This window comes from Providencia sp., assembly GCF_040396775.1.
GTDB lineage: Bacteria > Pseudomonadota > Gammaproteobacteria > Enterobacterales > Enterobacteriaceae > Providencia.
On record NZ_JBEBNT010000012.1, the window covers coordinates 90,811 to 108,894 of the forward strand.

At 39.9% G+C, this 18,084-nt stretch carries 15 protein-coding genes; 2 read left to right on the plus strand and 13 right to left on the minus strand.

Going from position 1 to position 18,084, the window contains the following annotated elements; all coding sequences use genetic code 11:
- Positions 1-46: 46 nt before the first annotated feature.
- From ABWP91_RS13650 to ABWP91_RS13670, 5 genes are all read right to left on the minus strand, one after another.
- Entirely contained in the window at positions 47-1,294 is a 1,248-nt protein-coding gene (locus ABWP91_RS13650; RefSeq protein ID WP_353243693.1) for an aromatic amino acid transporter, read from the minus strand.
- Between the two features lie 66 nt (positions 1,295-1,360).
- The gene (locus ABWP91_RS13655; protein WP_353243694.1) at positions 1,361-2,764 is read right to left on the minus strand and encodes a tryptophanase; all 1,404 of its coding nucleotides are present in this window, start codon (positions 2,762-2,764) and stop codon (positions 1,361-1,363) included.
- A gap of 536 nt (positions 2,765-3,300) precedes the next feature.
- A complete protein-coding gene (locus tag ABWP91_RS13660) occupies positions 3,301-3,957 on the minus strand; it encodes a DUF799 domain-containing protein (RefSeq protein ID WP_353243695.1) in 657 nt (218 codons plus the stop codon).
- Positions 3,954-4,310, minus strand: a complete 357-nt coding sequence (locus ABWP91_RS13665; RefSeq protein ID WP_353243696.1) for a DUF4810 domain-containing protein — start codon at positions 4,308-4,310, stop codon at positions 3,954-3,956. Before ABWP91_RS13665 ends, ABWP91_RS13660 begins: the two co-directional genes overlap by 4 nt.
- Before the next feature lie 6 nt (positions 4,311-4,316).
- The gene (locus ABWP91_RS13670; protein WP_353243697.1) at positions 4,317-4,991 is read right to left on the minus strand and encodes a CsgG/HfaB family protein; all 675 of its coding nucleotides are present in this window, start codon (positions 4,989-4,991) and stop codon (positions 4,317-4,319) included.
- Positions 4,992-5,642: 651 nt separating this feature from the next.
- On the opposite strand from ABWP91_RS13670, the gene ABWP91_RS13675 reads away from it, so the two are divergent.
- On the plus strand, positions 5,643-6,938 hold the full coding sequence (locus ABWP91_RS13675) for an MFS transporter (RefSeq protein ID WP_353243698.1): 1,296 nt from the start codon (positions 5,643-5,645) through the stop codon (positions 6,936-6,938).
- A 50-nt stretch (positions 6,939-6,988) separates the two neighbouring features.
- On the opposite strand, the gene ABWP91_RS13680 is transcribed toward ABWP91_RS13675, so the two are convergent.
- Together ABWP91_RS13680 and ABWP91_RS13685 are read right to left on the minus strand one after the other, a co-directional pair.
- Positions 6,989-8,119, minus strand: coding sequence for a hypothetical protein (locus tag ABWP91_RS13680; protein WP_353243699.1), 1,131 nt, complete (start codon positions 8,117-8,119; stop codon positions 6,989-6,991).
- A complete protein-coding gene (locus ABWP91_RS13685; protein ID WP_353243700.1) occupies positions 8,116-9,369 on the minus strand; it encodes a hypothetical protein in 1,254 nt (417 codons plus the stop codon). Before ABWP91_RS13685 ends, ABWP91_RS13680 begins: the two co-directional genes overlap by 4 nt.
- Before the next feature lie 276 nt (positions 9,370-9,645).
- On the opposite strand from ABWP91_RS13685, the gene hutC reads away from it, so the two are divergent.
- A complete protein-coding gene (gene hutC / locus ABWP91_RS13690) occupies positions 9,646-10,359 on the plus strand; it encodes a histidine utilization transcriptional repressor HutC (RefSeq protein WP_353243701.1) in 714 nt (237 codons plus the stop codon).
- Between the two features lie 92 nt (positions 10,360-10,451).
- On the opposite strand, the gene ABWP91_RS13695 is transcribed toward hutC, so the two are convergent.
- The 6 genes from ABWP91_RS13695 to ABWP91_RS13720 all read right to left on the minus strand — a co-directional run bounded on the left by ABWP91_RS13695 (position 10,452) and on the right by ABWP91_RS13720 (position 18,061).
- Positions 10,452-12,134: an electron transfer flavoprotein-ubiquinone oxidoreductase gene (locus ABWP91_RS13695; protein ID WP_353243702.1), complete on the minus strand. Its 1,683-nt coding sequence runs from the start codon at positions 12,132-12,134 to the stop codon at positions 10,452-10,454.
- 9 nt (positions 12,135-12,143) lie between these two features.
- Positions 12,144-13,094: an electron transfer flavoprotein subunit alpha/FixB family protein gene (locus ABWP91_RS13700; RefSeq protein WP_353243703.1), complete on the minus strand. Its 951-nt coding sequence runs from the start codon at positions 13,092-13,094 to the stop codon at positions 12,144-12,146.
- Positions 13,095-13,109: 15 nt separating this feature from the next.
- Positions 13,110-13,865, minus strand: a complete 756-nt coding sequence (locus tag ABWP91_RS13705) for an electron transfer flavoprotein subunit beta/FixA family protein (protein WP_353243704.1) — start codon at positions 13,863-13,865, stop codon at positions 13,110-13,112.
- Positions 13,866-14,017: 152 nt separating this feature from the next.
- Positions 14,018-15,457 carry a purine-cytosine permease family protein gene (locus ABWP91_RS13710; protein WP_353243705.1) on the minus strand — a complete coding sequence of 480 codons (1,440 nt, stop codon included), beginning with the start codon at positions 15,455-15,457 and terminating at the stop codon, positions 14,018-14,020.
- A gap of 283 nt (positions 15,458-15,740) precedes the next feature.
- On the minus strand, positions 15,741-16,880 hold the full coding sequence (locus tag ABWP91_RS13715) for an acyl-CoA dehydrogenase family protein (RefSeq protein WP_353243706.1): 1,140 nt from the start codon (positions 16,878-16,880) through the stop codon (positions 15,741-15,743).
- The gene (locus ABWP91_RS13720) at positions 16,877-18,061 is read right to left on the minus strand and encodes a CaiB/BaiF CoA transferase family protein (RefSeq protein WP_353243707.1); all 1,185 of its coding nucleotides are present in this window, start codon (positions 18,059-18,061) and stop codon (positions 16,877-16,879) included. Before ABWP91_RS13720 ends, ABWP91_RS13715 begins: the two co-directional genes overlap by 4 nt.
- Positions 18,062-18,084: the final 23 nt, after the last annotated feature.

Here is an 18,084-nt window from a genome sequence, read left to right on the forward strand (position 1 = left end):
AAACCCCGCTGTACCTTTACAGTTAGCTTAAAACAAGGTTGAAAAATTAACGGTATATCGGTAACAAATTAAACTGAGCGAGTAATTGGCAGATGATACCAAAAACACCAAAGGCAATAACGGCATAGATTAGCCCTTTCCCGCCCCACACTTTAAATTTTGAATCTGGGAAACGTTCTCTCACTTTCAGTGCCATAATTGCTGGACAGATTATCGCCCAAATACATGCAGCCATACCTGCGTATGCAATTGCAATTAAGAAGCCATTTGGGAATAACATGCAAAGAATTAAAGGGGGTAAAAAGCAAAGTAATGCTGATTTCATTCTCCCCGATGGATTATCTTTAAAATTCAAGGAAGCAAGTATGTAATCAAATAACCCAATAGCAACACCTAAGAATGAGCAGAATACGGCGCTAATAGAAAACCAGAGTAAAAATGTCGCAATGTGTTTGCTGTTAAGAACCGCATAAAGTGATTCAATAAATGCGTCTAAGTTACCGCCTTTATTAATAATCGTTAAAAACTCGGCTCTTGGTAAGTTACCCATTGTTCCCATAATCCAAAGGAAATAAAGGACTAATGCGAGTAAACAGCCAATCACGCAGCTCTTAACCACTTTTCTTTCATTTTCATGATATAACTTGTACAAGCTACACACATTACCATGGTAGCCAAACGAGGTAATCGCATAGGGAATAATAATAAAGACAAAAGGTAGTAATGCGGTTTGTCCACCTTCAACAGGTGACGTTAATAATAAATCCGTTTTGACAATTAAAAATAACCCAGAGAATGCGAGTATAAACAAAATTATTTTTATAAATAAAAATAATGATGTTAAACGACTTGCCCCAACACCACTCCACCAAATACTCGCACCTAATATTAACGTGAAGGTAATAAATATAAACCTTAAGTTAATATCATAACCATAAATAGCCGCAGCCTCCTTAATAACAGAGCCCGCTGCAGATATATAGGCATAAATTAATATATACAGTACGAATATTAATGCCATGTTAGCAATATAACAGGCCCATTTAGGTAAAAGTTCTTTCGATATAAAGAAATAGTTCGTCCCTGATCCATATTTGGAGATACATTCTAAAATATAAATTCCTGAGTGAAACATAAAAAAGCAAACAACTAACAAGATAACTACAGAGTTAATAAACCAAGCTCCTGCCATAATAGTCGGCAAACTAAACATTCCTGCCCCTATCATAGCTCCGCCTAGCACAAAACCCCCTACCATTATGGAGGGTTCTTTCTTGGCTGCCGAATTATTCATGGTGTTCACCTTAATAATAAGGATAAGGTTCCCGCATTGCACGGGAACCATAAGATATACCTATTTTTATTTAATAGGTTTTAATCTTGCTGTGAAGTGTCTTAGTACTGGTGGCTCATATTCAAAATCCAACCCTTTTAAGGTCGCAAATTTATCTTTTAAGCCAATCAGAGCATCTGCAATATAATCCATATGGTCGTTGGTATAAACACGCCTTGCGATAGTTAACCGCATAAACTCCATGTCAGCATGCTTTTGTTTTCCTGTTTCTGGGTCACGCCCTAATAAGAACGATCCAATCTCAACAGCACGAACACCTGACTCTAAATATAACGCATTAATAACAGCTTGCGCTGGGAACTGATCACCTGGAATATGTGGAACCAGTTTTTTACAGTCAACAAATACCGCATGTCCACCTGTAGGGTATTGAATTGAAATTCCACCTTCACGTAAACGATCACCTAAATATTTTACTTGGCCAATACGGTAATGCAGATATTCCTCGCCAGCACCTTCTTCAAGTCCTTGAACCATCGCTGCCATATCTCGGCCAGCTAGCCCGCCATAAGTCACGAAACCTTCCATAGGAACACAGCGCTGCCTTGCTAACGTAAAGATTTTTTCGTCATTTTTAATACTGACTAACCCACCAATATTTAATAATGGATCTTTTTTCGCTGACATGGTTAATGCATCAGCATATTTATACATATCAAGAATGATTTGTTTAATCGTTGCGTTTTTATATTTCGGATCACGTTCTTTAATAAAATACGCATTTTCACAAAAACGTGCAGAGTCCATAACAACAAAAATATTATGTTGTTTTGCAATTTCATAAACTTCTTTCAAGTTAGCCATTGAAACAGGCTGACCGCCCGCACTATTACAAGTGACGGTTGAAACAATGGCAACAACATTTTCTGCGCCGTGTTCTGCAATATTATTTTTTAATTTTTGAATATCAAAGTTACCTTTCCAGTCATCATAGGTATCTGAGTCATAGGCTTTTTCGGTAACAATATTAATTGCTTTACAGCCATTTAATTCAACGTGCGCTGCTGTTGTATCAAAATGGAAGTTTGAAATAAATACGGGTTTTTTAGCCCCACCTTGTTCCTGTTTTACTTTCAGCAATACTGGAAACAACATGTTTTCAGCACCACGGCCTTGGTGAGCAGGAATAATATAATCGTAATCAAACATCTCTTTAACTTTATCTTTTAAATCATAATAGTTACGAGATCCTGCATACGCTTCATCACCCGTGATCATTGCTGCCCACTGGTGGTCACTCATGGCATTGGTACCAGAGTCAGTCAATAAATCGATATATACAGCACTGCTTGGTAATAAAAATGGGTTGTATCCCGCTTCTTTTAATGCCGCTTCACGCTCTTCTCTCGATGGAATACGAATGTTTTCTACCATTTTAATACGGAACGGTTCTACGATTCTTTTAGCCATGATAATACCTTTAATTTTTCATTAAATAATAAATACAAGAATTCGAACTTATAAAAAATAAGCTAACGAAATTTTTAACGCAGGAAAAATTGAAAGGTTAATTGTTTGGAAAAAAGAAGGCTAGGGAGATATCAATATTGAACCATTTCTTCATATAGAAGAAATACCTTGATATTAGTGACTCGTTTAACAAGAACATACTATGACTCCTATCAACAAGGAATTAGTACAACCATATGGATTATATATATAACAGTTACATTCTTAAATTAACTCCTATTGTCATGTTATTATACCTATATCACATTATTTAGGTTAAATAACACAAACCCTTTGAGCTCAGTCACAGTGTTTATTTTATGCAATTTAAGTGTTAAAAAACATTTTAATTAATTAATTTATTTCAGCAGAAACTAATAATAAAAAAGCTAATTTAATAATTAGAAAGAATAATTTAACTTAATAAAAAAATACCTTAATTAAAATTAAATGGATAAAGCCTTACAACAAGGCTTTATCCATAACTTAGCTAATCGTTACTGAGCATCTTTACCATACTTTGGTGATCTTGGACCGTATAAGATCCCATTAGGACTACCTGCAGATAATAACCGAGCACTTGTTATACCTGCTATTGCATAGCTTTTATCTGTCATCGTGTCTGCTATTTGGTTCACAACAGCAGAAACTAGTGCACCTAGAATACCATTTGAAGATGAGTTGTTTTCCATACTTGATGCGCTTGCAGAACCACTCCACAGTAAAGTTCCCGTTCTTGCGTCAAGTAGTTTTGCGCTCGCAGTTACGCGAGTATCACTTGCAATCACTTGGTAACTCGTCCCATATTCCGTAATATCCAAATAAAGAACAGCGTCAGCGCCAAAAATTTCATGTAGTTTAGTAGGTGGAACAGCTTGAATATCACCCGCGTTTATCATGCCATTTTGTTTAAAGGTTTCTTCAACAACAGCAACTGGGAAAACATAATAACCCGCTTCAGCTAATGGAAGCGCAGTTTGTGATAATAAGCCATGACTTGCTTGAACTTCTGGTGAGCTATTTTGTGGCAACAGCACTAAAATGCTTTTAGGCTTACTTTGATGAAATGCAGTGTAATCAACTTTGGCTGGCTGTGCACATCCCGTTAATAACCAAGCAACCACGAAACTACTGAGTATTAATAGGCGTCTCATTTAATTTTCCCTTTATTCTTCATTAGAAAGTCCATGTAAGCTGCTGACTCTGGATACAACGCCTTTTCAGTGTTGAACTCCGTCATTGCTAAGTCAATTGAACCTACTGTTGAATAGAGCAACCCTAAATGAGCATGTAAACCAGGAGGAGTAGCAAGGTTTTTTGCTTTACTCATTTCTAGATTTTTTTTCAGTGTTTCAATTTGATCTTGGGGACTCGTTTCTGTTTGCTGATAATATTGGTAAACCGTAGTTTGATAACCATCCCAGTTATATAATGGCTTAGGTTCATTTACACAGCCAGTTAACAAAGTAGCACCTACAAGAAGTAACAATAATTTAAATTTCATCATATTCCCTTATTTCGCTGGCTGCCATGCGCCGTTCTCAATCCCTGAAACTAAATTATTCACAGCCTCTCTAATAGCCAGATCTAATACTTTTCCATTTAATGTTGAGTCATAACTTGCTGTGCCACCAAAACCAATCACTTCGCGGTTTGATAATTCGTATTCACCCGCACCTTGCGAAGAGAATACCACTTCAGAAGTTTGAACATTGACTACATTTAAATTAACTTTAGCGTAAGCGACTTGTGTTTTACCACGGCCTAAAATACCGAATAATTGACGATCCCCCACTTCTTTTCTACCAAATTCCGTTACATCACCGGTGATAACGTAAGTCGCACCTTTTAATTGTTGGGTTTGGCCTTTAATTCCTGCCTCTTCTTTTAATTCCTGCATATTTGCACGGTCTAGTACATTAAATCGACCTGTTTGTTGAAGGTGGGTCATTAAAATAGTTTTTGATTGATTCCCTAAACGATCAACACCGTCAGAGAAAATACCATTCATATAACTCGAACGATTATCAAACTTACCTATTGATATTGGGCTTTTTGGACCTGAATAATTTGTATTGTATGTTGCAACTTTTTCGACTTCTAATGAGCGTGAGGATTCTTTTGCACAACCGCTAAGTACTGCACTAGCAATAAAAATGGAGGCAATGCTGAGTTTAGATATATTCATTTAGCTGTCTCAATTAAATTTAATTAGAATTAATTTTTGCGACTCTATTTTGCATCAATTATGGAACAGGATCTAGTTATTATTCCTTAGCCATTACTATTCATAATTCAATACCAATTGAATGGTTATTTAAAATTTATAAACCATAGCTTTATTGTGTTAATTATTAAGTGAAAATTATTTATATAATTAAATCAAGCTATTAATTGAATTTCAAACTAATATTAAAAGATAATTAAACCTCTGTAGTCATCATTAATGAGATATCCATTAAACTCAACTTTAACATTAAATATACATTTATATAGGTGTAATAAAATAAATAGGATAATAACAATAAGCAATAAAATCATTATCTAAAATAAAATTAATTGTTTTATTTTTATCTAAAAAATGACCATTTACTTATACTTTATATTATTTTTGATTTATATATAACCTATAGAGTTTATGTCTATCCCACATACGGTTCAAACTCTCCAATGGAGTTTTCTGCATATTATATCCATATACTGCATCATTTTAACTTTCTCTTAACATTAGCGATTGTACTTTCTCTCAGAAACAGTGAGTGTAGGGAGGACACCTTGTGACCATAAAAATAAGCCTGCTCCTAAAAATTATTAAACCCTCATGATAAGAGAGTTAATTATGACGATGCAAACAATCGCTGTGAAATCATTTGGTTCCACAAAAACAACATCAAAGGTTTTGTTAATTTGCTGGATGAGTATTTTATTTGAAGGATACGATGTCGGTGTGATGGGGGCAGTGCTTCCGACTCTTGCTGAATATAAGCAATGGAATTTATCTCCTCTTGAGCTAGGGGCACTAAGTAGTTATGCACTCGTTGGCATGTTTTTTGGCGCCTTTATTATCGGGACATTAAGTGAGTTATATGGCAGGCGCCGCATGTTATTAGCCTGCGTAACGTTATTTTCAATCACCATGTTAGGGGCTGCATTTGCACCAACACCGTGGGTATTTGGTGTCATGCGTTTTATCGGTGGAATTGGTTTAGGTGGTGTCATTCCTGTTGCTGCCGCTTTAACCATTGAATATTCTCCCAGTGAAAAACGCTCCTTTAATTATGGCATTATGTATTCTGGCTATTCGTTGGGGATTTTAAGTGCGGCACTGGTCGCTATGTGGTTACTTGAACAATTCGGCTGGCGAAGCGTGATTGCTTTTGGTGCATTACCGTTATTACTTATTTGGCCAATGGCACGTATTCTCCCTGAATCACTCGAATATTTAACGCATAAAGGCTTACATTCTGAAGCCAAAGCATTAGCTAAAAAACTGGATATTGATTACCAACCAACATCAGAACATGTACAACATAAACCACAACGCATTAAGGAAATTGTGGCCGTTGTATTTGCTTGGCGTCACCTGCGTGCCACCGTCTGTTTTTGGGTAGCCTTATTCTGTGGCATGCTATTAGTCTATGGATTAAATACTTGGCTACCTTCTATTATGCGCAAAGAAGGATATAACCTAGGTTCCAGCTTAACATTTCTAATTGTATTTAGCTTAGCCTCTGCGCTGGGTGGATTATTCTTAGGAAAAATTGCAGATAGATATGGCGTTCGAAATTCGGTGGCCCTCTTCTTTTTACTGGGTGCTATTGGTGTGGGCTGCTTGGTATTCAAACAAAATATTTATATGAATTACGTTCTTGTTGCTTTTGCCGGTGTGGGCAGTATTTCAGCGGCATTAATACTAACAGGTTATATTGCCAATTATTACCCATCCAATGCACGCGCATCTGCAACTGGTTGGGCGCTGAGCTTTTCACGAATTGGTGCAATGACAGGCCCAATGTTTGGGGCTTATATTGCCAGCCTTGGTATTGCTACCAGCTGGAATTTTATTGCCTTTGCTGTCGTGGCCGTTATTGCGGCTACCGCCGTGATTTTATTACCGAAAAAACGCGCTGAATAATCGTTAAAAAGGATAGGGAATAAACCCTATCCTTTTATTTTAAATATAGATTAATGCATTGATTGGTAAGAAACGGAGGAGCCTTCCGTAATTTCAATATCCTCTGAATACATACTCTCCAATTCAATAAAAGACTTATTACCACCATTAAATACTGTTTTATACATAGGTAGCTCAGAACGATGTGAAATTTCATTTGTCTGTACATCCATCGTTAATAATTGTGTTGATCCCCTAACCGATTCTGTCACTGCCAACCCTTGCTTGCCCACTTTTAGACTTGATAAATAGTTATAGCCTGTTTCTGCCAGTAATTTAAAACTGCCATTGGTTTCATATTGCATTAAAGAAAACAATTTACGAGACGGTTCTTGAGCAATAACAAAAATATCACCATTCAGGTTTTGTGCTGCCTCATTAATACGCACGGGTAGCCATTTACTGCTAACTACTTGTTTGCTCGGAATATCCATAACGACTTCTAGCGACCCCATTTGGTGGCCATAGCTATACCACATGACAACCTTGTCCCGATATGTGGCAAAAGTAAATTCAGAGCGACTATCAATTTCTTCAGGGTACAGTGACTTAGCAAGATCCCGAACATCCATAAAATGTTCCCATGTCATGCCTTTATCTTGACTAACAAAAATCTTTTCATTATTCGCTACAACATAAGCAGGGTAATTTTTAGATTGATAAATTTTACCTGTTATCAACCCCGCAAATTGAACGCCAGATTTATCTTCCCATGGCATCACTTTACTGGCTGATAGTGTCGTTAAATCGATAGTTTGATAGCCATCTCTCAAAAATAATAAACACTGTTTTCTCTCGCATACCGCATTATAGAAACTCTTGTCACCGCGAGTAATAAAACGGACGCCTTGATTATCTGCAAATAATACTTGGTAATCATACTCCCTAGCAGCATATGTATATGGGTTATATGATGAATAATAATTTGAGCTCTGACTTTTTTGCGTAACAATTAAAATACCGTTCTCTGTTTGAAAAGTGCTAGCCCAATCATAATAGGCAATTGCAGAACCATTTTCTTGATGATTTTCTATTTGCCAAGCAACTACACTACCACGCACAAAAATAAAAAAAGTGGATAATAGACTTACCACAAAAATCACGGTTAATAAGAGAAAGCGCTTACTCAAAAATGGATTCATGAACGCACCTCCGTCACATAGTCTGTTTGACCATGTTGGCGACGTAGGTGTTTTAAAACATATTGCGCATGATAATAAGCGTTCCCACGCTGGGAAATTTGATAATATATAGCAACGCCTAAGCCAATTAAAACGCTAATTCCCAATAAAATAGTCACTGTAAAGCTAATATACATCCCCCCAGTGTCCAATATATTGACCCAATCCCAAGAGTCCCAATAACCGCCTTTTTCTACTGTTTCTGAAATAGATAATCCACCAGCAATAAGAACAAAGAAAATTGCAATAAAGCCGATAAAACCCCATAAACCAAAGTAAAAACCGCGTTCTTGAGGTGCTCCTCTGCCAATTAAGCTATAGGCAAGCTCATCTTGATGGTTATAGATGCCAAATATTGCCTGTTCATTTGAGTGGTCTTGGATATTTTTATGGAAAACTTCGAGCTCATCGCCTTGCGCAATAAATAAGCTGTGGTTATTAAACAAAGGCTCATTGGCTGAAACTAAAACCTCCATATGGCTTTTATTAATTTGTAAACTGATAAGGTTTAGCGCTTGCTCTGTATCCCCTGCCTTAATAGTCAAACTCCGATTATCTGTAATATTCACCTTACCACGAGTAACAGATAATGAGGTTTTCTCAATGCTAACATCTTTAGCCTTACGTAAATTACTGGCCTTAGATTTGGGGTTTTTAATACCTTCAATCTCAATCAATGGGCCCTGTTCGTTAATTTTGTATCGCCCCTCAATAATAAGGTCTAATGCTTTTAAAATTCGTTTTCGTTTAGGGCTAATAATGCGTTTCGTTTGTGCAAGAGCTAGGCCAAATAAAACGATGCCACAAAAAGCAGCGCAGCCTAAAATTGCCACCAGCGCTATCATTAAGAAGCTATCTTCCGCAGCCATAAAGCAATAATACACCACGGGGATCAAGGCCATTAATACGAACGAAATGATATATTGTTTGCCTAAAGATCGCGTGAAACTCACATTTCTCTCAGGCTCTAATCGCCCATGCTTCTCGTGGTAAACCCATTCAAGCCAATAACTACCATCATTCAGTTCTTCTGCACAAATAACCAAAGAGTCACCTTCTTGTAAGCGCTCTAAAAATACTTGGCTATTTTTGAAGTCATCTTGATTAAAGAAAAAAACTTTCCCTGATGCTATCAGCCTTGCCATACCAATTGGGCTGACATTGAGATAATCACACTGAGTAAGATTGACATGGAAATATTGAACTCGCATGAATAATGCCTATTTCGCTAAGTAAATTTAACATTATGATAATAAATAAAGGCATATAGCCCTAGCGGAACTTATCTTATAATAAAATAATTCAGACAATGATTAGCACCTTTATCCATCTGTTTTTCGATGTTTTATACTTATAAATGCACGCTATCTACTAGTAAAGCCAATAATTACTGATAAACTTGCAATCACTAAAAAGTCTATACATTAACTATGGCAATAAAACCGTTTACTCTGGCCTTCCTCTAACGACAATTTTGAATAAAAGCGATGACATCACAACCTGCTTATAAGCAAATTCAGTCTTACATTTTACGCAGCATTGATTTGGGTATTTTTAAACCCGAAACACAAATTCCCACAGAGCTTGAGCTATGTGCGCAGTTTAATGTTAGCCGTATGACCGTAAACAAAGCCATTTCTGAATTAAGCCAAAAAGGAATTTTGAACCGAATTGCAGGGAAAGGCACTTTTGTCGCGACACAGAAACACGAACTTCCTGTTACTAAAGCATTTGATATTTTTGATGAAATATCGCTAAGTGGCAATAAATACAGTGGGCACCAATTACAATTAAAAATCATCCCCGCATCAGCAGAAATTGCCCTACAGCTTGGGATTAGTGAAGGAAGTGAAGTGGGTTACTGTAAAGTGTTGCATTTTGAAAACGATATTCCACTCATGTTGGAAGAGCGCTACGTTAACCACGCTATCGTTCCAGAATTTGTTAAGCAAAAATATGGGGATACAGAAACACCCAGTGGCTATTTACAACGCCATTTTCCTGTAAGTGAAATGGAACATACCATCGAAGCGGCATTAGCCACCAAGTCAATCGCACAATCATTATCGATTAAAGAAAATTCACCTTGCCTGCAACTTAGACGCCGAACGTGGACTGGAAATACGCTGATTAGCTACGTTAATATGGTCACGGCAGGTTCTCGATACAAATTAAAATTACATTCGCGTATTGAGAATTAATGCAAAGATAAAAAAAGGGGGCAAAATTGCCCCAAAGCGACTGATAAATATAAAAAGACATCAAGCACATCTACATCACAACAAATTCGTATTTACATCCCCTGATAGATTGGCCCTTCTCCTCCTTGGGGGGCAGTCCAAGTAATATTTTGCAGTGGGTCTTTTATATCGCAAGCCTTACAATGCAAGCAGTTTTGCGCATTAATCTGTAATTTTTCTTGGTGTTGCTCGCCAATAATTTCATATACCCCTGCAGGGCAATAACGTGTTTCTGGTGCGGCGTATTTCGTTAAATTAATTTGAATTGGTACTGTTATATCTGCCAATTTAAGATGACAAGGTTGCTCTTCTTCATGGTTGGTATTCGATAAAAACACAGAAGAAGGCCGATCAAAGGTCAATTTCCCATCAGGCTTAGGGTAGATTATTGGCTTGAAGTTTTTAGCTTCTTTCAACCTTTCATGATCCGCCTGTTTGATCTTTAATGTCCATGGGCTACGGCCTTTTAACAACAATTGCTCTGCACCAAATAACATTGAGCCCATCACTAACCCTTTTTTCATATAGGGTTTGAAGTTACGGGCCTGGTAAAGTTCTTGATACAACCAGCTCTGTTCAAATTTCTGACGATATTTCAAAGTAAATTCAGTAAAATCAATCGATTGATTTTTAAAGCACGCGAAAAAAGCATCTGCGGCCAATGCCCCACTTTTCACCGCACAATGCGTTCCTTTAATCCTTGCACCATTGAGAAAACCAGCATCATCACCAATTAGCGCACCACCCGGAAAACTCAATTCAGGGAGTGCCGATAACCCCCCTGCAACCATGGTTCTTGCGCCGTAACTAAGCCTTTCTCCCCCAGATAAGAAGGTACTAAAAGCTGGATGGGTCTTTAAACGTTGAAACTCTTCAAACGGTGATAAATATGGGTTTTCATAATTCAAACCAACAACTAGACCTACCGCAACTAAATTCTCACCATAGTGATAGGCAAACCCGCCACCGTAAGTTTGGTTATCTAACGGCCAACCTACAGAGTGGATGACTAACCCTTCTTGATGTTGCTCTTTTGGAATTTGCCAAATTTCTTTGATCCCTAAACCATAGCTTTGTTTGCTACTATTTGAGTCTAAATCAAAGTGTTTTATCAGCTGCTTACCTAATTGACCACGACAGCCCTCGGCAAAAAAGGTCATTTTAGCCAACAGGTTCATACCGGGTTGGTACATCGCCGTTGGGTTACCCGATTTATCTAACCCCATATCACCCGTTGTTACGCCGATGACTTGGCTCGCATTATTAAAAAGCACCTGTGTTGCCGCAAAACCAGAGAAAACATCTACCCCCAAAGCCTCGGCTTCAACGGCCAAAGCTGCACTCACTTGCCCTAGACTACCAATTAAGTTTCCTTTATTTTTTAAGCAATTAGGTAATAGTGGTAACGGTAATTGGCTTGAGCCATTTTCTTTTAACCATAAAAAACTATCCTGACTGACGGGAGTTAACGGCGTCGAAATTTTATCTTGCCAATCAGGGAGTAATTCATTTAATGCCCGCGGGTCTATCACTGCACCAGATAAAATATGAGCACCGATTTCCGCACCTTTATCTATCAAGCAGACAGATAGTTCCGTGCCTTGCTCAATCGAAAGCTGCTTTAAACGAATCGCTGTTGATAACCCCGCAGGCCCGCCACCGACAATCAGGACATCAAATTCCATCGATTCCCGCTCGGGAGCCTCGTTTATATTTTCAATATTGTCGATAGCCATATGCACCTCTTACGCAAGCGCCTTATCAAATTCAGGTAAGATCTCAAACAGATCGCCGACAATGCCGTAATCTGCCACTTGGAAGATCGGCGCTTCAGGATCGCTATTAATGGCAACGATCACCTTACTTTCTTTCATGCCTGCAATATGTTGAATTGCACCAGAAATCCCGACAGCAATGTATAAATCTGGTGCGACAATTTTCCCTGTCTGCCCTACCTGATAATCATTAGGAACATACCCAGCATCTACTGCTGCGCGGGATGCACCAACTGCGGCACCCAGTTTGTCTGCGATGGTTTCTAACAACGCAAAGTTTTCCCCCGAACTTAACCCCCTGCCCCCTGAAATCACGACTTTTGCTGAACTCAATTCTGCGCGGCTAACTTGTGTCAGTGACTGGCTTTTCAGTTGAGTTCGTTGAACGAGTTCATTTGGTGTGATGTGTTCAATTTCTGCATTATTTTGTGTCTCACTCGCACCACTAAATGCTGAACTGCGTACGGTGATCACCACTTGATGCCCGTTATTTTGTACAGTTGCCAATGCATTTCCCGCATAAATAGGCCGAATAAAATTTTGTGCGTCAATGACTTGTGTGATGTCAGAAATTTGTGCGATACCTAGTTTTGCAGCAACACGCGGAGCGATATTTTTACCAAAGGTCGTCGCAGGGAACAGCAAATGGCTATAATTTTGCGCAACTGACATAATGGCGCTGGTCATGGGTTCAGCCAACTGGTCTTTTAGAGTATCTGATTGAATCGTTAATACTTTATTCACACCTTTTAAGCTTGCCGCTTGTTCCACCACGTTTTCAGCGTTATCACCCGCAACCAGCAAATGCAGTTGTCCCCCCGCAGACAGAATATCCAGCGCAGCCGTAATACTATGAAAAGTTGATGATTTTATGGTTTGATTATCATGCTCAACAATAACTAAAACTGACGATTGGCTCATTGTCATTCCCCTTGGTTAAATCACTTCTTTTGCTTGTAAGGTGCTCACTAATGCCGCTGCATCATTGAGTAAAGTGCATTGCCCTGCCCGTTTTTTCGGTTCAGACACCTTGATAGTTTTGGTTTGCCCCAAAGGAGAGAAGTTCATGTCCGAAATATCGATAATATCTAACGGTTTTTTCTTTGCTTTCATGATGTTCGGCAAGGTTGCATAACGGGGTTCGTTGAGACGTAAATCGGTTGTCACAACCGCTGGGAATTCCATCACCAGTGTTTCCAAACCACCATCAATCTCACGGGTAACTTGCAATCCGTTACCTTCAACAACAATTTGTGATGCAAACGTCGCTTGCCCGCAATCTAATAATGCTGACAACATTTGCCCTGTCTGGTTGCAGTCATCATCAATCGCTTGTTTGCCTAATAAAATTAAATTGGGTTGCTCATTTGCCACTACTTGCTGTAATAAACGCGCGATATCGAGTGATTCTAAAACTAATTCCATTGGACGTTGAATTAAAATGGCACGGTCTGCCCCAATCGCCATCGCACCACGTAAGGTTTCTTGATAACTGATATCACCAATAGAAACGGCAACAACTTCGCTCGCTTTACCGGCTTCTTTTAAGCGTACAGCCTCTTCAACCGCAATTTCATCAAAGGGGTTCATCGCCATTTTGACGTTAGTGAGCTCAACTCCCGAGCCATCAGCTTTTACTCGTACTTTAACGTTATGGTCAATCACTCGCTTCACTGCGACTAAAATTTTCATAGCAACTCCTATCCCAATTCTATTAACGATTGGCTTTTACAAAGGTGGTTTGAATCGTTTTTAGGTTGAAGGAAGCCTTAGCAGTGAGAACTTCACTGCTATTGGCTAGCTCAATGTATTCTTTTCTTAATTAAATCAAAGGGTAAATTTGGTTATTTCGTGGTTGGTAATATCAGCCTATCAGCAACCGACATTGGCCACTTTTTAATCGCAGCATAATAAATAATGCTGGTCGCGACTAAGCCCACAATCCATGAAACATCGACGCCACCAAGGTGTTCAACTAGTGGGCCTGTGTAGAAACCCGTTGAAATAAAGGGCAATTGGATCAATACGCCAATGATGTAAGTGAAGATACCCACTTTGTTCCAGCGACCATAGCGACCATTTGGGTTTGCCAGTTCAGGTACATCATAACGACCTTTGGTCACCCAATAGTAATCAACAAGGTTGATTGCACTCCATGGAGTGAAAAATGCCAGTAAAAACAGCAAGAAAGCGGAGAACAATTTTAAGAACGAGTGTTGACCTGCTAACCCTAATAAGGTTGAGAAACTCACCATTAAAACGATGAAGAACAGCCTCTGCCCTCTCGTAATGGTATTTTTTCCTCTAAACCCACAAACAATTGCCGCCATCGACATAAAGCTACCGTATGCATTTAACGCCGTGATGGTCACTTTCCCAAAGAAAATAGTGATATACAACAGTGCAGCAATGAGGCCTGTACTTCCTAATCCCACAATGTAGGAAACTTCGTTGCCTGCAAATTTATTCCCCGCTAAGGCTGCCGCAAACACCCCTAAAATCATTGATGCTTGGGTACCAATGACCGTCCCTGATCCCACCGCCAGAAAGGCTTTAATGGTTGGTGTTTTAGTTGGTAAATAACGAGAGTAGTCAGCAACATAAGGGCCAAAAGCAATTTGCCAAGATGCAGAGAGTGACATGGCTAATAAGAAATGAGTCCAATCAAAATGGCGATTTTCCATTAATACGGAGACATCATTCATGTAAAACAAGCGGAAGAATAGATAAAAGAACGCAATAACGCCAACAACACTCGCGACCTTACCTAAAATATGTATGATCCGATAGCCACAGATAGTGATCCCGATAATCACCGCACCAAAAATTAAGATCCCAACCCAATCAGTCACATGGAGTAATTGCCCAACAGCTTGGCCTGCTAATACCGTTCCACTGGCTGAAAACCCAACATACATCATACAAACCAATAGGATAGGGATAACCGCACCATAAACACCAAACTGTACACGGCTTGAAATCATTTGCGGTAGTCCCAGTTTTGGCCCTTGCACCGCATGCAATGCCATCACTGCCCCGCCTAATAACTGACCAATAAATAAGCCAATCAATGACCAAAATACATCGCCCCCTAGTACAACTGCGAGCGCCCCAGTAACGATAGCTGTAATTTGTAAGTTAGCACCAAACCAGAGTGTAAACTGACTAGATAAGGTGCCATGGCGTTCAGATTCAGGAATGTAATCGATGGAACGCGCTTCGATAAGCGGGACATTGTCCTGCCGACCTTTTTGCCCTGTTGCGATGTCGTTTGAAACTGTCATGGTAAATCCTCTTTAAGCAGGCTGGCTTAAAGAATGAACCAATTAACTGTAATGAATTCGTAAAAACCGTGATAGTGAATACAGTAATTACACATTACATTGGGTGATGTTTTATCTGTTATCCACCCATAATCTATAATTGAAATACATTCTTAAACCTGATTGTTGTTGTGTTTTTAATTCCATGATCCTGTTGTCAGGTAGTGCTTCCTATGTTGCTTGACTCGCGAGTAGCCGCCTGTCCCGTCTACCCGCTTCTGGTAAAAATAACGGTTTGAATAAATTACACAGCATCCAATACAGCACGTGAAATAATAATTTTTTGAACTTCTGACGTGCCTTCAAAGATACGCAAAATACGTGCATCACGAACATACCGCTCAAGGGGTAAATCACGAATATACCCATATCCCCCATGAAGTTGCAGTGCAGCATCGGTGACAAAACCAGCACACTCTGCTGCAAACAGTTTTGCTGTCGCCGATTGCAAACTAAAACGTTCACCTGAATCACGCAGTTCCGCAGCACGCCAAGTCAGCATACGAGCGGCCTCAAGCTGTGTATGCATATCCGCAAGACGCCATTGTGTACCTTGGTATGCTGCTAATGGTTTTTTGCCAATTTGGCGCTCTTTCACCCAGCCCAGCGTGCTTTCCATCGCTGCGCGAGCAATACCCAGTGACGTTGCCGCGACTTCAACACGGCCTTTGTCTAAGACTTCCATTGCTGTATGGAAGCCTTTATTTTCTTCACCGAGTAAAGCAGATTCAGGTAACCAGCAGTTCAGTGCTAACTCGTAAATAGTACTGCCGCGTAACCCCATGGTTTTTTCTGGCTGAGAAAATGCCACACCTTCAGTGCCTTTTGGGATCATAAATGCACTAATGCCACGTGCCCCTGCCTCAACATCCGTTTTGGCATATAACACAATAAAATCAGCTTCTTTGGCGTTAGTAATATAGTGCTTATTCCCCCGAATACGCCAGCCACCATTTTCACGCGTCGCAACAGTGCGCATATCAGCGGGGTTCGAACCCGCAGCGGGTTCCGTTAAACCGAAAGCACCCAATAACTCACCAGATGCAGCTTTCGGTAACCAATAGGCTTTTTGTTCTTCAGTTCCACCAATCAAAATGGAGTCAGTGGCTAAAAAATGGGCAGTTAAGGAGGAGGATGTCGAGGCGCAAGCTGCCGCGACGGCTTCAACAATCATACTCATCGCGATACTGCCAAGGCCGAAACCGCCGTACTGTTCAGGCAGGTTAATTCCCCACGCCCCCATTTCACCTAATGCCGTTAAGCTTTCTGCACAAAATGTTTCCGTTTCATCGTAACCCTGTGCGTTGGGTTGTAAAATATCGCGGCACACTTTTTCAATTGCATCCACAATGGCTTGCTCTGTTTCATTAATTTCAAAACTCATTGTACGGCCTCCCTATTTTTGCTTGTTGTTTTTGCCGATTTATACAGTGCATTTGCTTCCCCCAAGACAGGGGCTCTTCGTGTTGAATGGGGTTTTTTACCATTAAAGAAAACGGGCTGAGAAATCAATGGAGTACCACCATCATTCAGGTGTATGAGAACCTGCCGAACTTGAGCATGTTCACTTTGTGTCGCTTGCTGTAGGTTATGAATTGGCGAGGCGGGAACCCCAGCATTTAGCAGCAAGTCACAAACTTCATCCACCGTTTTTTGCGCTGTCCAACCTTCAATTTCAGCCCTTAACTCCCCGTGATGACGTGTGCGGCTTGGATCATCTTGAAAACGTGAGTCTTGGCATAAATGCGTTTTACCCATACATTCACAAAAACGTTGGAACAGTTTTTCACTCGCAATAGCGATAACCACTAAACCATCTTTGGCATGGTAGGTATCAAACGGCGTGGATACAGGGTGACGATTACCCACTAAGCCCGGTGCTTTATCATGTGCAAATAAATTAGAGAGGCCAGTTAATTGCATACTAAGCAGGACATCCACCATCGCAACATCAATATATTGTGCTGCTTCGTTATGACGTTCTCTGGCAAATAGCGCACTGCTAATCGCCCAAGATGCAAACATCCCCGCGCACACATCTCCAATAGATTCACCGCTACGTGTTGGGCCCGTTTCAGGGAAACCCGTCACGCTCATCAGCCCTGACAGGGCTTGTGCCACAATGTCGTAAGCAGGGTAGCTTGCTAATGGGCTATTTTGTCCAAAACCGGAAATGCTTGCGTAAATCAGTGCAGGGTTGTGCTGTTTTAAACTGTCAAAATCAATACCAAGGCGTTTGGTCACACCCGGACGGAAGTTTTCAACCACCACATCACTTTCTTTAACCAGCTGAAATAAAATGGCGCGATCTTCCTCCGCTTTAAGATCCAGCTCAATGCTGCGCTTCCCTCTGTTGATCAAGCCGTAATAAACACTTTCGCCCTCAATAAAAGGCCCTAAGTGGCGGCTGTCATCCCCATGATCTGGCACTTCAATTTTGATCACTTCTGCACCGAGATCAGCCATCATTCCCGTGCAATAAGGCCCTGCTAAAACACGGCTTAAATCAATTACTTTGATCCCAGCCAGTGGCCCTTGTCTTTTCTGAGTTGACGCAGCATTCATACTGAATTCCTTATTTTCCAGAA